This window comes from Streptomyces sp. SID14515 (assembly GCF_010548505.1).
GTDB classification, from domain to species: domain Bacteria; phylum Actinomycetota; class Actinomycetes; order Streptomycetales; family Streptomycetaceae; genus Streptomyces; species Streptomyces caviscabies.
On the sequence record NZ_JAAGMH010000134.1, the window covers coordinates 164,175 to 184,293 of the forward strand.

20 protein-coding genes are annotated in these 20,119 nt (G+C 72.2%); 11 read left to right on the forward strand and 9 right to left on the reverse strand.

The window, feature by feature from the left end; all coding sequences use genetic code 11:
- Positions 1 to 254 precede the first annotated feature (254 nt).
- From G3I54_RS32145 to G3I54_RS32155, 3 genes are all read right to left on the reverse strand, one after another.
- The gene (locus tag G3I54_RS32145; RefSeq protein ID WP_164619836.1) at positions 255 to 1,709 is read right to left on the reverse strand and encodes a flotillin family protein; all 1,455 of its coding nucleotides are present in this window, start codon (positions 1,707 to 1,709) and stop codon (positions 255 to 257) included.
- A gap of 166 nt (positions 1,710 to 1,875) precedes the next feature.
- Positions 1,876 to 2,385 (reverse strand): hypothetical protein, encoded by a 510-nt coding sequence (locus tag G3I54_RS32150; RefSeq protein WP_164619838.1) that lies wholly within the window; start codon positions 2,383 to 2,385, stop codon positions 1,876 to 1,878.
- A 104-nt stretch (positions 2,386 to 2,489) separates the two neighbouring features.
- Positions 2,490 to 2,981 (reverse strand): peroxiredoxin, encoded by a 492-nt coding sequence (locus G3I54_RS32155; protein ID WP_164619840.1) that lies wholly within the window; start codon positions 2,979 to 2,981, stop codon positions 2,490 to 2,492.
- Between the two features lie 194 nt (positions 2,982 to 3,175).
- On the opposite strand from G3I54_RS32155, the gene G3I54_RS32160 reads away from it, so the two are divergent.
- From G3I54_RS32160 to G3I54_RS32190, 7 genes are all read left to right on the forward strand, one after another.
- Positions 3,176 to 3,586 carry a hypothetical protein gene (locus G3I54_RS32160; RefSeq protein ID WP_164619842.1) on the forward strand — a complete coding sequence of 137 codons (411 nt, stop codon included), beginning with the start codon at positions 3,176 to 3,178 and terminating at the stop codon, positions 3,584 to 3,586.
- Positions 3,587 to 3,695: 109 nt separating this feature from the next.
- Positions 3,696 to 4,628: a hypothetical protein gene (locus G3I54_RS32165; RefSeq protein WP_164619844.1), complete on the forward strand. Its 933-nt coding sequence runs from the start codon at positions 3,696 to 3,698 to the stop codon at positions 4,626 to 4,628.
- Positions 4,629 to 4,649: 21 nt separating this feature from the next.
- Positions 4,650 to 6,296, forward strand: a complete 1,647-nt coding sequence (locus G3I54_RS32170) for a peptidoglycan-binding protein (protein ID WP_164619846.1) — start codon at positions 4,650 to 4,652, stop codon at positions 6,294 to 6,296.
- Positions 6,297 to 6,427: 131 nt separating this feature from the next.
- The gene (locus G3I54_RS32175) at positions 6,428 to 7,114 is read left to right on the forward strand and encodes an ABC transporter ATP-binding protein (RefSeq protein WP_164619898.1); all 687 of its coding nucleotides are present in this window, start codon (positions 6,428 to 6,430) and stop codon (positions 7,112 to 7,114) included.
- A gap of 4 nt (positions 7,115 to 7,118) precedes the next feature.
- Positions 7,119 to 8,375 (forward strand): ABC transporter permease, encoded by a 1,257-nt coding sequence (locus tag G3I54_RS32180; RefSeq protein ID WP_343240483.1) that lies wholly within the window; start codon positions 7,119 to 7,121, stop codon positions 8,373 to 8,375.
- Positions 8,376 to 8,482: 107 nt separating this feature from the next.
- Positions 8,483 to 9,232: an alpha/beta family hydrolase gene (locus tag G3I54_RS32185; RefSeq protein ID WP_164619848.1), complete on the forward strand. Its 750-nt coding sequence runs from the start codon at positions 8,483 to 8,485 to the stop codon at positions 9,230 to 9,232.
- Positions 9,233 to 9,335: 103 nt separating this feature from the next.
- Entirely contained in the window at positions 9,336 to 11,060 is a 1,725-nt protein-coding gene (locus G3I54_RS32190) for a SpoIIE family protein phosphatase (RefSeq protein ID WP_203687447.1), read from the forward strand.
- Positions 11,061 to 11,074: 14 nt separating this feature from the next.
- Here G3I54_RS32190 and G3I54_RS32195 read toward each other — a convergent pair whose 3' ends face one another.
- Both G3I54_RS32195 and G3I54_RS32200 read right to left on the reverse strand, forming a co-directional pair.
- Positions 11,075 to 11,926: a GNAT family N-acetyltransferase gene (locus tag G3I54_RS32195; RefSeq protein ID WP_164619850.1), complete on the reverse strand. Its 852-nt coding sequence runs from the start codon at positions 11,924 to 11,926 to the stop codon at positions 11,075 to 11,077.
- 73 nt (positions 11,927 to 11,999) lie between these two features.
- The gene (locus tag G3I54_RS32200; protein ID WP_164619852.1) at positions 12,000 to 12,245 is read right to left on the reverse strand and encodes a hypothetical protein; all 246 of its coding nucleotides are present in this window, start codon (positions 12,243 to 12,245) and stop codon (positions 12,000 to 12,002) included.
- 219 nt (positions 12,246 to 12,464) lie between these two features.
- On the opposite strand from G3I54_RS32200, the gene G3I54_RS32205 reads away from it, so the two are divergent.
- Positions 12,465 to 13,847 (forward strand): ParB/Srx family N-terminal domain-containing protein, encoded by a 1,383-nt coding sequence (locus tag G3I54_RS32205; RefSeq protein ID WP_164619854.1) that lies wholly within the window; start codon positions 12,465 to 12,467, stop codon positions 13,845 to 13,847.
- 26 nt (positions 13,848 to 13,873) lie between these two features.
- Here G3I54_RS32205 and G3I54_RS32210 read toward each other — a convergent pair whose 3' ends face one another.
- From G3I54_RS32210 to G3I54_RS32225, 4 genes are all read right to left on the reverse strand, one after another.
- The gene (locus tag G3I54_RS32210) at positions 13,874 to 14,524 is read right to left on the reverse strand and encodes a hypothetical protein (RefSeq protein WP_164619856.1); all 651 of its coding nucleotides are present in this window, start codon (positions 14,522 to 14,524) and stop codon (positions 13,874 to 13,876) included.
- Positions 14,521 to 15,807, reverse strand: coding sequence for an MAB_1171c family putative transporter (locus tag G3I54_RS32215; RefSeq protein WP_164619858.1), 1,287 nt, complete (start codon positions 15,805 to 15,807; stop codon positions 14,521 to 14,523). The genes G3I54_RS32210 and G3I54_RS32215 overlap by 4 nt, the downstream gene beginning before the upstream one ends.
- 66 nt (positions 15,808 to 15,873) lie before the next feature.
- Positions 15,874 to 16,461, reverse strand: a complete 588-nt coding sequence (locus G3I54_RS32220; RefSeq protein ID WP_164619860.1) for a toxin — start codon at positions 16,459 to 16,461, stop codon at positions 15,874 to 15,876.
- 10 nt (positions 16,462 to 16,471) lie between these two features.
- Entirely contained in the window at positions 16,472 to 17,002 is a 531-nt protein-coding gene (locus G3I54_RS32225) for a hypothetical protein (protein ID WP_164619862.1), read from the reverse strand.
- Positions 17,003 to 17,440: 438 nt separating this feature from the next.
- Between G3I54_RS32225 and G3I54_RS32230 the strand changes: the two genes are divergently transcribed.
- The 3 genes from G3I54_RS32230 to G3I54_RS32240 form a co-directional block, all read left to right on the forward strand.
- Complete coding sequence (locus tag G3I54_RS32230) at positions 17,441 to 17,788, forward strand: MerR family transcriptional regulator (RefSeq protein WP_103533793.1); 348 nt, start codon at positions 17,441 to 17,443, stop codon at positions 17,786 to 17,788.
- Positions 17,789 to 18,115: 327 nt separating this feature from the next.
- Positions 18,116 to 18,319 (forward strand): cold-shock protein, encoded by a 204-nt coding sequence (locus G3I54_RS32235; protein ID WP_015609674.1) that lies wholly within the window; start codon positions 18,116 to 18,118, stop codon positions 18,317 to 18,319.
- 243 nt (positions 18,320 to 18,562) lie between these two features.
- On the forward strand, positions 18,563 to 20,119 hold a 1,557-nt coding region (locus G3I54_RS32240), incomplete at its 3' end, for a DEAD/DEAH box helicase (protein WP_164619864.1).

Genomic DNA, 20,119 nt, shown 5'->3' on the forward strand with positions numbered 1-20,119 from the left:
TCAGCGGTTCCTCCACCTGCTCCTTCGTCAGGCCCTGCGCCGGGTCCGTCGTCACCAACGGCGTCGGTGCGTGGTCCGTCCTGCGCATGCGGCTCCGGAATCGGTAAGTCGCCCGGGCGGGTGGGGTGTTCCGCTGTCCGGTGCTCGCGCCTTCTCGGCGCCGCACGAACGCGCCCGTGCCCGGCGGCGAACAGGTCGCTGCCGGGCACGGGTGACGGGTGAACGGGCTCAGCCCCTCGTGGAGGCCCCGCGGATCAGCCCTTGATCTCGATCTCGCCGTTCTTCGACGTCGAGGAGTCCGTCTCCGGAGCGTCCGAGGTCGCGGGTGCGGGCACCGTGCCCACGCGGCTCTTCAGGTTCTGGAGGAGGGACGTCATGTCCACGCCGGTCGTCGAGGTGAGCAGTTCCATGCCCTGCGCGACGTTGTCGGTGACCGTGCGGGCCAGCTGGCTCGCGCCGTCCGTGGAGATGACCGTCATCTTGTCGATGGCGCTCAGCGGCTCGGAGGCCTTGGCCACGACGCTCGGGAGGACCTCGACCAGCATCTGGAGGACGGCCGCGTCGCCGTACTGCGCGAACGCGTCGGCCTTCTTCTGCATGGCCTCGGCCTCGGCCGCACCCTTGGCGGCGATCGCCGCGGCGTCCGCCTCACCCTCGATGCGGACCGCGTCGGCCAGCGCCGAACGGTGCAGCTTCTCGCCCTGACCGGTCAGGCGCGAGCGCTCCGCGTCGGCCTCGGCCTCCTTGACCTGGGCGATGCGGCGGGCCTCCGCCTCCTGCTCGGCCTGGTAACGGGCGGCGTCGGCGGGCTTACGGACCTTCGTGTCCAGCTCGCGGTCGGTCAGCGCGGCCTGGCGCTCGGCGACCTTCTCCTGCTCCTGGAGGACTTCCTGCTGGCGTGCGGCCTCGGCGAGCGGGCCGGCGGCGTTGGCCTTGGCGGCCGCGGCTTCCGTCTCGGCCTTGATCTCGGCCTGCTTCAGGTAGTACGTCCGCTCGGCGATGGCGATCTCCTCGGCCGCCTTCAGCCGGGCCTGCTCCGAGGCCCGCTTCGCGATGGCCTCGGCGATGTCCGCCTCCTGCTTGGCGCGGGCGGCCTCCGGGCGGCCGAGGTCCTCCAGGTAGGAGCCCTCGGTGGTGATGTCCTGGATCTGGAAGGCGTCCAGGATCAGGCCCTGGCCGGAGAGGCTCGCCTCTGCCTCCTCGGCGACCTGCCCGGCGAACGCGGCCCGGTCCCGGATGATGTCCTCGACCGACATACGGCCGACGATCGCGCGGAGCGCGCCGGAGAGCACTTCCTGGGTGAAGCCGACGATGCCGTCCTGCTGCTGGAGGAAGCGCTGGGCGGCGGCCCGGATCGCGTCCTCGCTGCCGCCGACCTTGACGATCGCGACGCCTTCGAGGTTCGACTTGACGCCGCGCAGCGTCACCGCGCCGCGCACGGCGATCGGGATGTGCCGGCTGGAGAGGTCCAGGGTGAACTTCTGCTGGACGAACGGCACGACGAAGACGCCGCCGCCGACGACGACCTTCTGGCCGCTGTTGTCGATGCTGGTGCGTCCGGTGACCGGATCCGTCGACTTCTTGCCGCGGCGGCCGGTGATGATGAACGCCTCGCTGGGCCCGGCCACCTTGTAGCGCGTGATGACGACGAGGCCGAGCAGGACGAGAAGTACGACGATGCCGATGACGGCGATGACTACTGGACTCATGAGACGTGTCCCCCCTGCCTCCCGTGGGGGGACGGCAGATTGTTGTGGAGCGGGGTGGTGCCAGGGAATGGGAAAGAGAAAGGGAATGGGAAGGGAGTTGATCGGTGCGGGGTGTGTTGTGTGACGGTGGGTTGTCAGGAGGGCGGATGTGTACGGCGGTGCGTGGTCAGCGCTCCACCGGGCGGACCGCGACCGATGTGGTCGACAGTGCCTCTTCCACCCAGATCTCGGTCCCGCGCGCCACGGGCGTGGCCGACTTCGCCGCGTACTTCACGGGCTGGTCTCCCAGCCGCAGCAGCACCTCGCCGTAGCCCTCGGCCGGGATGGCCGTCACGACGGATCCCGAGGTGCCGACCAGGTCGCTGTCGCGCGGAGTGGCGTGCGTCTGGTCGCGCATCAGGGCTTTGCTGAGTTTCCAGGTCAGCCAGCCCGCCACCAGACCGGCGGAGACGCCGACGACGGTGGCCACGAACGTTCCCGCACCGGTCGCGCCGAGCACGATCGCTCCGCCGAAGCCGAGCATCGAGATGAAGCCGGCGATCACCGGGAGTGAGAGCAGCCCGTCGAAGAGGCCGTCGAGCGCGCCGTCGAAGAGTCCTTCGAGGACCCCGCCGAAGATCAGGGAGAGCGCGAGCAGCACGATCCCCGCAATGCCGAGACCGAGAAAGAAGGTCACGCGATCACTCCCCTGTTGTCGACTTCCCCCGAGTGTTTTCCGTCGATCTGGCTGGATGATCCCATACACCACCCGCTTCGGTCACTGCCGGGTTCCGGCAATCTTTACGCTTCTTTGATGCCGGACAGGCGGTCGGTGAGGGTGGAGAGTGACTGGAACGTCGCTCCGAGCAGCGCCACGTGCTTCCAGCGCAGGACTCCGTCCGGGCCGATGAGGAACACCGCCCGCCGCACCCCGATGCCCGGCGCGGAAACCCCGTACGCCTTGGCGATCTCCCGGCCCTCGTCCGCCAGCAGCGGCATGCGCAGGTCGAAGGCGCGGGCGAACGACTCATGGCTGTCCACACCCTGTGGACTGATTCCCCAGACGTCGGCGTCGAGCCCCTCGAAGGCCTCCATGCCCGAGGAGTACGAGCACAGCTGCTTCGTGCAGACGCTGGTGTTGTCCCCCGGGTAGAACGCCAGCACCACGGACCGGCCGCGGGCGGACGACAGCTGGTAGTCGGCGCGTTCGAAGGTGTCGCCCGAGCTGGAGAGGACTCCGCCGGGGAGGGTGAAGTCAGGTGCGGCGCTGCCGAGTTGAGGGCCTGATGCCATGATGTCTCCTTCTGTGTCAGTTGCGAGGATTCAACTTTTTCGTGCCGGTCTGTTATCTCATTGGTCGAGACCAATCCTGGAATGATTTCTTCCGCCTGAAGCTGCTGCCTAGCCTGCGTTGGTGGCCCGGGAGGAGAGGTTTCCTCCTGTTTGAGCCGCTATGTCTCTGTGTCCGCATCAGCTCAGGGAGAGTCATGTCCACGTCTCGACGCTTTGCCGCAGCGGCCGCTCTCGCGGCTGCTCTTGGATCGGGGATCGCGTTCGCCCCGCCGGCGATGGCCGCCGCGCAGTGCACGGCCGGTTACACCTGTCTCCACTACAACTCCAACTACCAGGGTGGAATCTACAAGCAGTGGGGCCAGGTCGCCGACTACGCGGGGAAGACCTACGTCGCCAGCACGAACGGCAGCGCGGGCGCAGGCCAGGCGGTCAAGAACAACGCCGCCTCGGTCAACAGCTTCGACTACAACTACGAGTTCACCGTGTACTACAACCGCAACTTCAACTGTGAGGTCGCCTGCCAGACGATCGGCGTCGCCGGGGCACAGAACCTCAACGCGTCGTTGAAGAACAACAACGCCTCCGGCAGGCCCACGGGTCTCTGACGGGTTCGGCCGGTGGGCGGCGCGCGCCGTGCGCCGCCCACCGGCCACCGTTCACATGCCGTCGTTCCCCCGGCCGCGTCGCCCCTTCCTTCCTCGGGAGTCCTCAGTCATGCGCACCGCACGTCTCGCCGGACCCGCACTGGTCTGCCTGCCTCTCCTGCTCGTCGCCGGATGCGGGGGCGACGGGGCCGGGCGGAGCGATGAGAGCGGGACCAAGGCTCCTCCGGTCGGCAGGGTGCAGAAGCTGCTCGCCACCGACCAGGTGTCCCTGCCCGTCGAGCCCTACCTGCTCTCCCCCGATCAGCGGCTGCAACTCCTCAAGGCCCACGACGTGTTGACCGTACGGTGCATGGAACGGTTCGGCTTCGACCACCCGAGGCCCGTACGGCAGAAGGACCCCGGCATCCCGGACCGGCTCGCGCTGTGGCGCTACGGAGCCAATGACCCCGCCGACGTGGAGATCAACGGCTATACGCGGGGCAACAAGAGGGTTCCGCGGGCCGCCGACAAGGGGCAGGAGCCCAGCGCCGGGTCGCTGACCGTGCTGACGGGGTCGGAGGGCAGCGAGAAGTTCGGGCCGGGTGGTCAGACGGTCAACGGGAAGAAGGTCCCGAAGCACGGTTGCTTCGGCGAGGCGAACAAGGCGCTCACCGGGTCGGCCGAGCGGGTGGCCGACGACTCCGAGACCGTGGTCAACGCCAACATCGACTCCGTGTTCAAGGCCGCCGAGGACCCCCGGGTGACTGCCGTGTTCAAGCAGTGGTCGGCGTGCATGAAGAAGGAGGGCTTCGCGTACGCCACGCCCCTCGAACCGCTGAACGATCCCGCGTGGGACCGCAATGTCACGGCGTCTCAGGAAGAGATCGCGGTGGCGGTGGCCGATGTCCGCTGCAAGAAGCAGTACAACGTCGTCGGCGTCTGGAACGCCGTGGACGTCGCCTATCAGAAGCAGTACATCGAGGCGAAGCCGGAGACCTTCGCCGAGGTCAGGAAAGCGATAGCCGGCTGGATGGACCGGGCCGCCGGCGTCCGGACCAGCTGAGTACTCGGGGAGGTCACGTACGTGGACGAGTTGCGCCCCGGCAAGGGCGGGACCACGCCGGTCGACGAAGGAGCCGACGCCGAAGGCGTCGGACCGGGCGAGGGCCGGGCCGCCGCCTCCGCACCTCGCGAGCGTACGGCCACCGCCTCCGCGCTGGCCCGCCGCCGGCGTTGGGCGCTGGCGACAGCCGTCGCGGCCGTCGTCGTATCGGCCTCCGGCGTGGTCGCCGCCGCCCGGATCACCTCTCCGGCCGAGGCCGCCGCGGCAGCCGAGGCACCGCCCCCGGACGTCCTGACGGCCCCGGTGGAGAGGCGTGTCCTCAAGGACACCGTGATCATTCGCGGCACGGTGGCGGCGACCCAGGTCGTCGAGGTCGCTCCTGCGGAGTCCGGCGGGGCGTCGGGCCGGTCCGTGGTGACCGGCATGACCAAGGGCGTCGGGGACGGCGTCCGGGCCGGTGACGTCCTGTTGGAGGTCTCCGGCAGGCCTGTCCTCGCGTTGCCGGGGAGGATCCCCGCCTACCGGGACCTGAAGCCGGGAGCCCGGGGCAAGGACGTCGGGCAGCTCCAGCAGGCGCTGCGGGACCTCGGCCACAGCACCGCTCCCGATCGGCCCGGCACCTTCGGCCCCGGTACCGGCAAGGCCCTGTCCGGCTTCTACGGCAAGCGCGGCTACGAACCGCGAGCGGCGCGACCGGACGGCGAGGAGGCCGTGGCGGCGGCCCGCCGGGCCGTCACCGAAGCGGAGCGTCTGGCGCAGGACACCGCTGCCGCGGCGGCCCGAGCGGCCCGGCCCACGTCCGCGCCCGTGCCCCGGCTTCCGTCGACGCCCCGGCCCGCACCGTCCGCCGACCGTCTTCCCGCGCCGGGCACCGAGGGCGGCGCAGGCACCCCGGGCGGCCCCGGGGCCACGGACGACGACCCGCTCGCGGAGCTCGGAACAGCCGCCGCACGAGCTGCCCGGGATCTGGCCGAGGCCCGTGAGGCGCTGGCCGAGGAAGAACGGCGGCAGGGGCCTCTGCTGCCCGTCTCCGAGGTCGTGTACGTCGCGGAATTCCCGGCCCGGGTGGAGTCGGTGTCCGTCGCGGTGGGCTCGGCGGTGTCCGGCGGTGCGATGACGCTGTCCAGCGGCGAACTCGTCGTGACGGCCCGTATCCCCGAGTCCCAGGTGGGACTGCTCAAGGTCGGCCAGGGAGCCGAGATCCACTCGGAGCAGGCCCGGGAGCCGATTCCGGCCGGGATCTCCTTCGTGGCGGACGCGCTGGACCGGGCGGAGACGAAGACGACGACGGGCGCGGAGGAGGAGCCGGAGGGGCCGGACCCCCGTACCGGTCCACCCGGCTACCTGGTCCGGGTCGAGGCGCGACGCCCGCTCGACGACGCCCTGTCGGGCCGGGAGGTGCGCGTCACCGTCGCCGCCGCACAGAGCGGGGGGAAGGTCTTCGCCGTGCCGGTCACCGCTCTGGTCTCGGCCCCCGACGGATCGAGCGCGGTGTCCGTGCTCCGCGCCGACGGGAAGCGGGACCGGGTGGAGGTCCGGCCCGGCATGGAGGCCGACGGATTCGTCGAGGTCGGCCCCGTCGGCGGTGATGTGCTCGCCGCCGGGGACCAGGTCGTCGTCGGCATCCGGCCGTCGGAGAGCGGCGGCGGCCGGGAGGACGCCCGGTGAAGGGCATCGCCAGGGAACGTACGAGGGCGCGCGGGTCGGTCGCGGGCCGGGGCGAGGCGCCGGCCGTCGGGGCGGGAAGCACACCGGGAACGGCGGGCACGAGCGGCACGGGCCGGGAGGTTCCCCCGGTCATCGAATTCCGGGACGTCGAGCTCACCTATCCCGGTCCGCCTCCGGTCCCCGCGCTGCTCCGGTCCGACCTGCGCATCGAGAAGGGCGAGTTCGTCACGGTCGTCGGGCCCTCCGGCTCGGGCAAGTCGACGTTCCTCAACATCGCCGGGCTGCTGGACTCGCCCACCGCCGGCACCTATCTCCTGGACGGCATCTCCACCCGGGAGCTGAGCGACAAGGCGCGTACGGGACTTCGGGGCCATCGCATCGGGTTCGTGTTCCAGTCGTTCCATCTGCTGCCCCACCGCACGGCGCTGGAGAACGTGGCGCTGGCCATGGTGTACACGGGCGTCCCGCCCTCCGAACGCCTGAGGCGCGCGCGTACGGCGCTGGACCGGGTCGGGCTCGCCCACCGCGTCGACTCCCCGCCGACCCGGCTGTCGGGCGGCGAGCGGCAGCGCGTCGCCATCGCCCGCGCGGTGGCGGGCGACCCTTCGCTGCTGCTGTGCGACGAACCCACGGGGAACCTGGACTCCGACAACGCCCGCAGGGTGATGGCGCTCCTGGCGGATCTGCACGCGGACGGACTGACCGTGGTCGTCATCACCCACGACCGGCAGGTGGCCGCGCGAGGCGGCCGGACCGTGACGATCAGGGACGGCCGGCTGAGCGCGCCGGCAGGCCCGAGCGGGCAGGCAGGGGAGTGAGGCCGTGAGGATCCTCCCGCGCGGACCCCGGGGGGCGCGGCGCGGTCCGGCGGGGCCGGACGCCACCGGGCTGTCGTTCCGCGATCTGATCGCCGAGGCCACCGCGGGCATCCTGCAACGTCCGGCCCGCTCCCTGCTCACCGGCCTGGGGACGGTGCTCGGTGTCGGCGCGTTCGTCGCCGTGCTGGGGCTCACGGCCACCGCCGCCGCGCAGATCGACGCGCGCTTCAGCGTCCTGTCCGCGACGGAAGTCGGCATCGAGGATGTCTCGGCCGGCGCGGACGAGGTCGTCGGCACCGCCTTCCCACCGGACGCCGACGCGCGGCTGACCGCGCTCAACGGCGTCCGGGCGGCCGGTGTGCACTGGCCGGTGCAGCTGCCGGCCGATACCGGGCTCTCCACCTCCCTGGCCACGGACGCCGGAGCGGAGCAGCCCTCCGTCACCGCGGCGACGCCCGGCGCGCTGGTGGCGGCGGGCGCCCGGCTGCGCGAGGGAAGGCTCTTCGACGCCTACCACGAGGAGAACGCCTCCGAAGTGGCGCTCATCGGCCAGGGGGTCGCCGACCGGCTCGGCATCACCACGCTGGAGACCCGGCCCACCGTCTTCCTGGGGACACGGCCCTTCACGGTGATGGGCATTCTCGGTGGGGTGGACCGCAAGGCGGAGACCTTCCTGTCCGTCGTGCTGCCGCGGTCAACGGCCCAGCAGACGTGGGGCCTTCCCAAGGAAGGCGTGGGGATGATCGTGTCGACCGAGCTGGGAGCCGCCGCCCAGATCGCGCACGAGGCGGCTCACGCCCTGCGCCCCGACCACCCGGAGTACTTCTCCGTCGTCGCGCCGCCGGACCCGAAGGCGCTGCGCGGCGATGTCTCCACCGACCTCGGCCAGCTCTTCCTCGTGCTCGCGGGGGTGTCCCTGCTGATCGGCGGGGTGGGCATCGCGAACACGACCCTGGTGGCGGTACTGGAACGGACCGGCGAGATCGGCCTGCGCAGATCGCTCGGTGCGCGGGCCCATCACATCACCGGTCAGTTCCTCGCCGAATCCGGAGCGCTGGGCACGCTCGGCGGTCTCGTCGGCGCCTCGCTCGGGGCCGTCACCGTGGTGGGGGTCGCGTTGAACCGCGAGTGGACTCCGGTGCTCCACCCCGGCGTCGTCGCGGCGGCCCCGCTCATCGGACTGGCCACGGGTCTGGTGGCCGGCATCTATCCTTCGTGGCGTGCTTCCCGCATCGAACCCGCCGAGGCGCTCCGTCGCTGAGGCGGGGCACGGGCGCGCCGGGTGACCACACCTCACCCATCCGCGGCGGCCGCGGCGCCGAATACGGGGAGAGGGCACCGCGCCCGCACCCGGACCTGGAGGTACGCGTGGCCCAACGACCGCCGTCGGCGGCGGTTCTCGTTCTGCACGGGGGCCGTGAGACCGGTACGGGACCGCCGCCGCCCGGCCCGCTGAATCTGCCCGGCGTACGGATGCGCCCCTTCGTCCGGGGCCTCGTCCGGTCCGCCCGGTCCGCCGGTGAGGACGTCCTCGTGCGGCAGGTGCGGTACGCCCACCGGGGCTGGAACGGTGTCCGCGCGGACCCGTTCCACGACGCCGTGGCCGCCCTCGACGTACTGCGGGAGGAAGTCGGCGAGGAGCTGCCGGTAGTGCTCCTGGGGCACTCCATGGGTGCGCGCGCCGCCCTCCGCGCCGCCGGGCACCCTCTGGTGCGGGGTGTCGTCGGGCTCGCGCCCTGGTGTCCGCCGGGGGATCCGGTCACTCAGCTCGCGGGGCGCGACGTCGTGCTCGTCCACAGCAACCGGGACCGGATGACCAGCCCCCAGGCCACCCAGTCGCTCACCGCGCGGGCCCGCCGCGCCGGAGCCCGTACCTGCATGGTCACCGTCCGGGGCGGCGACCACGCCATGCTCCGCCGGGCCGCCGCCTGGCACCGCCTCACCACCCGGCTGGTCACCGGGCTGCTCGGTTCCGGCAGTCTGCCGGAGGCGGTCGGCGGCGCCCTCGCCCTGCCGGCCACCGCCGAGGCCACCGAGGGCACCCTCGATCTGGACCTCGATCTGGATCTCGACCTCGGCCTCGGGCCGTTCCGGGACCGGACCGACGCCCCGCGCTGACCCGCCGCCCCGCCGGCCGGTGCGACACCGGCCGCCCTGCGGATGCGGTACGGGAACGGGCGGCCGACGATGGAGGCTCGGGAGCCGACGAGCGGCGGGAGGCATGCTCTTGCAGGCCGAGACGTGCGACGACGGCATGCCCTCGTACTTCGACCCCAAGACCGTCGCGGCCCTGTTCGACGGCAATCCGGCCGCCGTGGCGGTCCTCGACCACGATCTCCGCTACACCTACGTCAACCCGGCCCTCGAACGGCTCAACGGCCTCACCGCCGCCTCCCACATCGGGCGGACCTTCTCCCAGGTGCTGCCGGAGCTGCGCGGCCAGGCCGCCGCCCTGCGTGACGTCCTGGCCGACGGAAAGCCCCGCGAGGAGACGATTCAGGGGCAGACCTGGGCGGCGGCCGAGGCGGACCAGCGGTTCTGGCGGGCCACGTACCACCGGCTGGACACCGATGGGTCGGCGTGCGGGCTGATGGCGATCGTCGTCGAGATCACCGACATCGCCCGGCAGCGCGAGGAGTTGGAGGAGGCCCGCGGCCACGTCGCCCTGCTCTCCACCGCAGCCGTCCGCATCGGGACGACGCTCGACATGGACACCACCTGCCAGGAGCTGGCCGATTTCGTGGTGCCGCCCTTCGCCGACGTCGCGGCGGTCGACGTCTTCCCGCCCGAGGTGGGGCACTCCGTACGCCGCCCGGCCCCCGGTGTCGTACGGCTCCGGCGGGCCGGGCTGCGGGGCGACGGCGCGCTGGACGAGCAGGTGCAGCGGTTCGGCCACCCCGGGGAGTACGTCGACTTCGCGGCGGACTCCGCCGTGACCCGCTGCCTGGCGGAGAACGAACCTGTGCTGGACGACTGGGAGGACCACCAGCGGGGCCGGAGCGTCCGCACCTCGGAGCGGATCGCCGCCTCCAGGGCGCTCGGGCTGCGTCAGGCGCTCGTCGTCCCGCTCACCGCCCGCAGCCGGCCGCTCGGCACGCTCAGCCTCGTCCGGGGCGAGGGCGCCCCCGCCTTCAGCGACCAGGACGTGGCCGTCGCCCGTGAACTCGCCGTCCGGGCGGGCGTCGACCTCGACCACGCCCGCCGCTACGACCACGAGCACAGCATCGCCCGCGAACTCCAGCGCTCCCTGCTCTCCGAGCCCTGGGGGCCCCACTCGCACGTCGAGATCGCCACCCGCTACCTCCCCGCCGACCGGGGCGTCCTGGTCGGCGGCGACTGGTTCGACGTCGTACCGCTCCAGGACGGCCGGCACCTCAAGGCGATGGGCGATGTGATGGGGCACGGCGTGGAGGCGGCCGTCGCGATGAGCCAGTACCGCTCGCTGCTACGGCTGCTGGCGGGCGAGGATCTGCCGCCGCACCGGATCCTGGAGCAGCTCGACACCATGGTGGAGCGGTCGGGCCTGGACCGGGCTGCCACCTGTCTGCTGGCCGTCGTCGACCGGTACGGCGGGGTGTGCGAGGTGGCCAGCGCGGGCCATCTGCCCCCGGTCTTCATCGACCCGGGCGCCGCCGGGGCCCGGGTGGTGCCGGTTCCGGTGGGGCCGCCGCTCGGCACCGGGTTCGGCGGCTACCGGACCGCGTCCGTGCCCTGCGGCCCGGGGACCGTGCTGTTCATGTACACCGACGGTCTGGTGGAGCGCCGGGGCGAGGACATCGACGTCTCCGTGCAGCGGCTCGCCTCGCTGACCATGCCGCCGGGCGGTCACCTGGAGGATCTGCTGGACCAGGTGCTGGACCGGTTCGGCGACAACGCGGAGGACGACATCGCCGTCCTGGCCTCCCGGATCCGCGAGGGCCCGCCGGTGCTGCGGCCCACCCCCTAGGGGGTCGGCGCCCGTCAGCCCAGTTCCAGGCTCGTGATGCCGTACAGGCCCGTCCGGTCGACGGCCGGTTCCGGGCCGCTGTACATCCGGGCCGTGTCGAACGACGGGGTCAGGCCCAGCTCCCCGGCCAGCCGGACCGCCGCCGGGTTCACATCGGGTACGTCGACGGCGACCGGGGCCTCGGGGGCGGTGGCCGCCAGGGCGCTGACCAGGGACGCCGCCACAGCCGGGGACGTGGCGTACAGCGGGCCGATCCGGGAGGCGGCGCGGCAGGCCCGCAGCACGCCGAGGCCCTGGAGCTCGCCGCCCTGGACCGCCGCCAGGGCCGTGCGCCCGGGGGCGGTGATCCAGGAGGCCAGGAAGGTGTCCCGGGCGGCCGGGAAGTGCCGCCGGTCGTAGGCGGCGAGCAGGTCGAACGGCACGCTCCGGGCGTCGACCAGGGTGGTGCCGGGCGGGGGTGCGACGTCCGGCGGCGGCGTGCCCTCGAAGCGGGCGTTGCTCCAGCAGGTGCGGAAGCCGGAGCGGCGGTAGTTGTCCTGTTGCGCGGGCACCCCGTCCAGGCCGACCGTGCGTCCGGCGAGCCGGGCCGTCCCGGCCTGCCAGGTCCGCAGACCGTAACCCTGTCCGCGCAGGTGGGGGCGGGTCAGGTAGAAGCCCAGGAAGCCGTACGCGCTGCCGTGGCGGACGACGGAGACGGAGGTGACCGGCTCGCCGTCCAGCCGGCCGAACAGGAAGCCGCCGGGGTCGGTCGCGAAGAACACCGCGCCGTCGTTCAGGCCCGGGTTCCAGCCCTCCTCGTGGGCCCACTCGCCCAGCGTCACGATGTCCTGGGCGGTGGCGGCGGTGATCTCGAAAGGGTTCGGCACAGCACTTTCGTACCCCGGCCGGGCATCGTTCAGTGGCCGGGAGCAGGGCGATTTCCGGCCTTTCGGGCGTACGTCAGGCCGCTTCCGGGTTCTCCCGCTTCCGGCCGCGCAGCTGTCGCAGGACGAGAGCGGCCGAGGTGACCAGCGGCAGCAGCCCCGCCACCGCGTCGGCGGTGTTGAGCTTGTCGTGCGTGCCCTTGGCCCGGCGGACCTGCTTGGACGCCCTGATGACCGCGAGCGCGCTGCTGCCCAGGCTCAGCACGAGCCCGGCCTTGCCGCCGCGCGGACCCTTGGCGGGCGCGGACCGGTTCTTCGCCATCAAAGACACCTCCAGCCTGCGGGCCGTCCGTCGTCGGGCGCGCCCTCCCCGTACACGTAACCGGGTGTCCGCCGCCCCCGCAAACGGGAACGGCCCCCGGCCGTCGTCGTCCCGCCGTGGCACCGCAGCGCCATCCCGCGTTCACACCACGTCCGCGCGGGGGTCGTCGGGCCTTGCGATCGTCCCCTGCGGAAGACCATCACGCGGGAGGGGACGTCCATGAAGAGATCGACGGTGAGGGTACGGCTGCCGCGGCGCGGGGCGCTGCTGCTGGCCGGTGCGCTGGCGGCGGGCACGGTCGTGGCCGGTGCGGGGACCGGAGCGGCCGCCGGTGGCGCGGCGGCGTGCACCGGGAGCGGGCCGCTGCCGTACACCTGCGCGCAGCCGGGCGACCTGATCGACGTCACGCTCGGCGAACTCCACCCGACCCAGGCCGTACTCGGCTTCGACCAGGTCTTCTACAAGCTCGGCCGGTACGGCAGCGACCGCGACGAGGCGGCGGGCGACGTCAACAAGCGCTTCGACGACTGGTGCGAGACCAACGGCCAGGAGGAGGCGGCCTCGGCGGGTCCCGGCGCCACGCTGGACGATCCGTCGAGCTTCACCTGCACCGTGCCGCTCGGGCAGGAGACCCCGGAGACGATCGCCCCGATGAAGACGGCCGTCGTCGGACCGGGCGGCAAGCTGTACCTCACCGACGGGCACCACACGCTGACGTCGTTCCTGGAGGGCCCCGACGGCTCCCCCCGGACGCACATCCGGCTCCGCGTCACCGACAACTTCAGCTCCCTGTCCACCCCGGCCTTCTGGCAGCGGATGACGGCCGAGAAGAAGGTGTGGCTGCGCGACGAGAACAACCGGCCGCTCGGCGTGGACCGGCTGCCGGACCGGCTCGGCATCACGCACTTCCGCGACGACCCGTACCGCAGCCTCGTCTACTTCACCCGGGACATCGGTTACGAGGTCCCGGACGGCGCCACGGAGTTCCTGGAGTTCTCCTGGGGCTCGTGGCTGCGCGGCGAGCACGACGCGTCCGCGTACGACCTGACCGCCCCGGGCCCGTACCTCGACCTGGTGAAGCGGGCCTCGAAGTCGATGGCCGCGCTGGACGCCGACGCGGTCGTCGACGACGGGAAGACCGCCGCCCAGCTCGGCCGGATCGACGAGTGGAACGGCGGGAAGAAGGAGACGGGCGGCGAGTTCGCCAAGCTGGGCAAGCCGCTGAGCGACCCGAAGCCCGGCAAGCTCGCCGAGGCCCTCGACTACAAGGCCCGCGTCCTGCCGCTGCCCGCCTGCACCACCACGGTCACCGGGCCCCGCAACGGACCGCTGGTCGTGACGAGCGGTGTCACCTGCCTGGACCGGGCCGCCCAGCGCGGGCCCGTCGTCGTCCGCCCGGGGGCCGCCCTCGTGGTCACCGGCTCCACGGTGGGCGGCCCGCTCCAGGCCGACCGGGCGACGGCGGTCCACCTGTGCGGTTCCCGCGTCAGCGGGCCCGTCGTGGTGAGCCGCAGTTCCGGCCCCGTACGGATCGGAGGCCCGGGCTGCACCGCGAACACCATCGAGGGGCCCGTCGTACTCACCGGCAACGCCGCACTCTGAGCGGCCCCCCCCGGCTGAGCAACCCCTCAGACGAACACGTACGCCACCGTCGTCGCCGCCCCCAGGCCCGCGCCCGCCACGGTCTGGGCGACGGTGTGATAGCCGAGGGCGACCCGGGACCAGCAGACCGCCGCCGTCACCGTGTACGCGGCGATCCACCAGGGGGAGTGGACGACGGCGAGCAGCGAGACGGCCGCCGAGGCCACCGCCGAGTCGACCGAGATCTTCCACACCGTGTTGACGGCCAGCAGGCCGATCGTCATCACCCACAGCGCGAGCATCGCGACGAGGATCCCGGTGGGCGCGTCGCCCAGCACCATCACCACCGAGCCGGCGCCGATCGAGCCCAGGATCACGAAGAAGATCGGCGCCCGCTTGGTGCGGTCCACCACATGGCGGTCGCCCCAGGTGCCGCGCCCGCGCTCCCATTCGATGTACCCCGCCGGGATCAGCCCGGCGCAGAGCGCCCCGAGGAAGCCCCAGAGCAGCCCCGTCCAGTCGCCCGCCGCCGCCAGGCCGATGCCGAGCATGCCCGCCAGCAGGACGTTGCGCGGCTGGAGGACGTCGGTGACGGTGCGCGCCACGGAGGCGGTGCGGGCGGAGGCGGTGGGGATGCCCTCGCCGGTCGTGCCCTCGCCGGTGGTGGCGCCGTCAGTGGTGTCCGTGTTGCCGGTCATGCGCTCGTCTCCGTGGTGCGGGCGGTCGTCGGGTCCGCGGTGTCGGTCGTCGCGGCCGCGAGGACCGCGCGGGCGCGCTCCTCGTCGACCGTCCGGTACGCGGCGGCGACCCGGACCAGCCGGGCCACCTCGCCGTCCTGGTCCGCCGCGTGCTGGGCGGCGACCGGCGCGGCTCCTCCGGCGGGTGCGCCGGAGTCCTTCGCGAGGAGGGCGGCCCGGATCCAGTAGGCGTCCGTGAGGGACTCGGCCCGGCGCGGGTCGTCCGTGTCGCGGGCGGCGGCCCGCCCGGCGGCGGCGAGCAGCCCGTCGGGCACGTAGTGGCGCAGCTTCTCGGCCGCGTCCGCGATGTCGGCGGCCCAGCGGTCCACCCGCAGGTCGGCCGGGACGTTGAAGCGGGTCAGCTCACGGGCCAGCGAGGCGGGCGGGTCGAACGGCTGGTCCGGGAACGCGGCCATCAACTCGTACCAGAGGGCGTGCAGCCGGACCTGGGCCCGCCACAGCCGGGCCCGGCGCGCGCCGGCCGCGAAGGCGGGGATGGACGCGCCGAGGGCGAAGAAGGCGAACAGCACCAGCTGCGCCGCCTCGGTGATCTGGTCGAACCGCAGGGCGAACGCCTCGCTCGGCTCGTCCACCACGCTGATCCACAGGAAGAGCGTGCGGCTGACGGTGTAGCCGACGCCGATGAACATCGCGAACGTCATCATCCCGAGCCCGATGCGCAGATGGCGCCGCCGGGCGTCGAGGGTGGCCAGCGCCCACTGGAAGGCGCACACGGCGGACGCGGCACCGAGGTAGAGGTAGAAGACGCTCATGTAGAGCGTGGCGCCCCCTTCCCCGGCGTGGTCGGAGACGAAGCGGTCCGAGGGCTCGGAGCGGTCGACGACGGTGAAGAACAGGACGGTCAGCAGGATCAGGGTGGCGACGGAGGCCTTGGCCGCCAGCTTCTGGACGAGCCGCGCGAACCGTACGTGGCGGGGGATCGCGCCCTCTTCGGGGTAGCTGCCGTAGATGGCCACGATGTAGCTGAGGATGGCCAGAATTGCCACGGTGGCGGTGTAGTGCTTGATGAGGACGGCGAGGTCGGTGACGGCGCTGTTGTTGAGGCCGATGCGCACCGCCTCGGTCTTCGTCCACAGCGCGACGGCGAATCCGGCGTAGCAGCCCCACAGGGCCCGGCGTCTGCGGTCCTCCTCGTCGCCCCACAGGGCAGCGGGCATACGCCACAGGGCAACGGCCGTCATCAGGCCGGCTATCAGGTAGCCGGCGAGATCGAGGGGGGTCACGGCGGTGTTCGTCCTCGGGTCGGGAGCGCGGGGCGGGTGGGCCCGCGGGCGGTGCGGTGGCACGTGTCAGGCGTCTTCGGACCGTCTTCCGGGGAAGAGGCCGCGCCGCCGGTTGGCCACCGGACGGGACAGGGAGTTGTCCAGCCGCCCCACCATGTCATCGGTGGTGAGGTCCCGCGCCATCCGGGGGATCAGGGACGCACCGAATTCGGCCATGCGTTCGTCGTGGGTGTCGTACTGCGCGCGGGCCTGGACCGTGCCGCCGCCGGCGGCGAAGGACTCGGCGGCGGCCGGCGAGATCGTCCGGGCGATCAGCGAGGTGTCGAAGACCGGGAGGAGCGTGCGCAGTTGCTCCGCGTCGAGCGTCGTCCCGTGGTCGAACCACTCGTGGCACAGCTCGTGCAGGATCACGTGCTGGGTCTGGTACGCGGTCGGCCTGCGGCGGTAGAGGACGAGGCTGGTGTCGCCCGCCTTCAGGCGCAGCCCGCAGGCGGCGTTGACGCGGGCGAGGCGGTCCGGCATCTCGTGCAGCCGGATGGTGCGCCCGCTGGTCTCCTCCATGTTCGCGACGAGTGCGTCCAGTGAGAAGGGAACCGGGAGGGGCAGGTCGGCGAGCCCGGCCTCGCACTCTTTCCGCAGCTTCCGCAGGGACATGACGAAGACGCTACGCTGCCGGGCCCGCCGGGTGGTGGTGCACGGCGGAATCTCTCCCGCCGCTCTCTCCGCCGGGGCCGTCCTTCTCCCGGGCGGCGTCCTCCAGCAGGGACAGGGCGAACCGCAGCAGTTCCGGCGGGAGCCCGTCCTCGTCCAGGCCCCGGCCGGCCAGGCCGCTGATCTCGCCGGTGCGCCGCTTGGCCAGGAACTGGAGCCCGGCGACGACGTCGTCGACGACCTCGGACTCCTCCTTGAAGAAGCGCCAGTCCACGCCGAACCCCAGGCCGAGGGCCTTGAGGATGTCCTCGGACGGCTGGGTGACCTTGCCGGCCAGGATGTTGGAGAAGTAGCTGTGCGACAGCGAGCCGCCGCGGTCGCGGACCAGCTCGGCGAAGACCCGGCCCGAGATCTTCTGGCCGGGGAAGGTCTTCTCGACCATGTACTCGACTTTTTCCCGCAGCGAGTCGAGGCGGGGAAGCTCGTCCGGCTCGGGGGGTCCGACGGGTTCCGGACCGCGTTCATCGCCGTCGTCCATGGCCATCCGGGCCTCCACGATCACCTCGGAGTCGGAACTGAGCTTGCGTAAACACTCTACGTCACTGTTAACTCGAAAAAACACGGGCAGGGGACCACGAGGGGAGTCCCTTGCCCGTGAATGAACCTGTGCCCCGCGGCGCCCGGAGCGGGCTCCGGACAGGGGTGTAGCCCTTCACGACGGGGGATGCGTGAAGGGCTACGCGTGCATTATGGCCCCGCGGTCCTCCCGACGACAACTGACCGGTCGGTCAGTGATCCGTCGCGCCGGATCCGCCGCGCCCGTCCCGGTGGCCCAAATCTGTTCCGGCCGCGATAGACATGGCCTTGCGGGGCGATTAGGGTTTCTTGTGCAGTCACGTGAAACAGCGGTACGCGGCAGAGACGCACCCCGCAGGCGTACGGCGCCCGGTTCCCCCGGTCACGCGTGACGGAAGAGGTGCAGATGCCCCCGGAGACCCCCTCGCACGCCACCGACCGGCTCGACGACGACGATTACCCCGCCTACACGATGGGGCGAGCCGCGGAGATGATCGGTGCGACGCCGGGGTTCCTCCGGGCGATCGGCGAGGCCCGCCTGATCACCCCGCTGCGGTCCGAGGGCGGCCACCGCCGCTACTCCCGCTACCAGTTGCGCATCGCGGCCCGCGCCCGCGAGCTGGTCGACGCCGGCACGCCCGTCGAGGCCGCCTGCCGCATCGTCATCCTGGAGGACCAGCTGGAGGAGGCGCTGCGCCTCAACGAGGAGCTGCGCGGCCGGTCCGCCCGCTCCGGCGGTCCCGCCGAGCGCTGACCGCCGCCGCGCCCCGGGGTGCGGAAGCTTCCGCACGGCCCCGAAAAATATCTGCATTCGTCAGCACAGAATTTCACGCAATGTGCGATGAGGCTTTTATGTTCCGACACGGCCGGTGATATTAGGCACCCGCCTCTCCGGCCTCACCGTGCTAGTGTTGATCTCAGTTGCAGTTGTGGTTCCCAAAAACTTCAAGTGTTCTTGCCGGTCGGATGTCGGCGGGCACACTTTTGTATTTCCGGTGTTCTTCCGGACGGGGTAATCATCGCGGCGACGTGGGGTCCGCACAGTGTGGGCCCGCGGGCTCTGCCCCTAAGGAGATATGACATGGCTACTGGCACCGTGAAGTGGTTCAACGCGGAAAAGGGCTTCGGCTTCATCGAGCAGGACGGCGGGGGCGCCGACGTCTTCGCCCACTACAGCAACATCGCCGCCAGCGGCTTCCGTGAGCTGCAGGAGGGCCAGAAGGTGAACTTCGACGTCACGCAGGGCCAGAAGGGCCCGCAGGCCGAGAACATCACCCCCGCCTGATCACTCAGGTAGTACTGCGCAGCTGGGGCCCGCACCTTGGGGTGCGGGCCCCGGCTCGTTGTCGTTTCCGGGGCCCGCGCTGCGCGCCCCCGACGAAGCCGCGTCCGGTGCGTTGATTCCCGGCGGCCGGGCTTCGTTTTCTTTTGTCATTTCATCGGCTCGTTCTTGCGATTCTGGGTGCCGTTCACGGTCGCTTCCCGAAAAGAATCCCTCGATACGTGCCCTATCGAGGAAAGGTTCTGCATGAACCGCGAACGCGCACCCCGCTCGAACGACCGATTCTCCCGCACCCGCTCCGGCGGCGCGCCCCGTCACTCCGGCGGCGGCGAGCGCCGGGCCGCTGGCTTCGGCGGCGGACCCAAGCGCTCCGGCGGCTCCGGCGGCTCGGGCCGGTCCGGTGGCTACGGCCGCCGCTCCGCCTCCGGCGCCAAGGGCGAGTTCGCCCTGCCGGTGACCGTCACCCCCGCCCTCCCCGCCGCCGAGACCTTCGGCGAGCTGGAGATGCCCGCACCGCTGAAGGCGGCGCTGGTCGCCGAGGGCATGACCGTGCCCTTCCCGATCCAGGCGGCCACCCTGCCCAACTCGCTGGCCGGCCGGGACGTCCTGGGCCGGGGCCGCACCGGCTCCGGCAAGACCCTCGCCTTCGGCCTCGCGCTGCTGGCCCGCACCGCAGGCCGCCGCGCCGACGCCAAGCGCCCGCTCGCCCTGGTCCTCGTCCCCACCCGGGAGCTGGCCCAGCAGGTCACCGACGCGCTCACCCCGTACGCCCGGTCGCTGAAGCTGCGCATCGCCACCGTGGTCGGCGGCATGTCCATCGGCCGCCAGGCCAGCGCGCTGCGCGGTGGCTCTGAGGTCGTCGTCGCGACCCCGGGCCGTCTCAAGGACCTGATCGAGCGTGGCGACTGCCGGCTGGACCGGGTCACCATCACCGTCCTCGACGAGGCCGACCAGATGGCCGACATGGGCTTCATGCCGCAGGTCACCGAGCTGCTCGACCAGGTGAACCCGGACGGGCAGCGGATGCTCTTCTCGGCCACCCTGGACCGCAACGTCGACCTGCTGGTGCGGACCTACCTCAAGGACCCGGTCGTGCACTCCGTCGACCCGGCCGCCGGTGCGGTCACGACGATGGAGCACCACGTCCTGTACGTCCAGGGCGCGGACAAGTACGCCACCACGACGGAGATCGCGGCCCGCGAGGGCCGGGTGATCATGTTCCTGGACACCAAGCACGCGGTGGACAAGCTCACCGACCACCTGCTGCACAGCGGCGTCCGGGCGGCGGCGCTGCACGGCGGCAAGTCCCAGCCGCAGCGCACCCGCACCCTGGAGCGCTTCAAGACCGGGCATGTCACGGTCCTGGTCGCCACCAACGTCGCGGCGCGCGGCATCCACGTCGACAACCTCGACCTGGTCGTCAACGTGGACCCGCCGAGCGACCACAAGGACTACCTGCACCGCGGCGGCCGTACCGCCCGTGCCGGGGAGTCCGGCAGCGTCGTCACGCTGGTGCTGCCCAACCAGCGCCGTGAGATGACCCGGCTGATGGCGGACGCCGGGATCACCCCGCAGATCGCCCAGGTCCGCTCCGGCGAGGCCGAGCTGAGCCGGATCACCGGTGCGCAGGCGCCCTCCGGCGTCCCGGTCGTCATCTCCGCCCCGGCCAAGGAGCGCGGCAGCAGCCGCGGCGGCGCGTTCATGGGCCGCGGCACCAAGCGCGGCGGCGGGGCCCCGGCCCGCGGCCGTCGTCCCGGAGTGCCGACGCCCGAGGCCCGTGCGGCCGCCGCGCAGCGCCGGAAC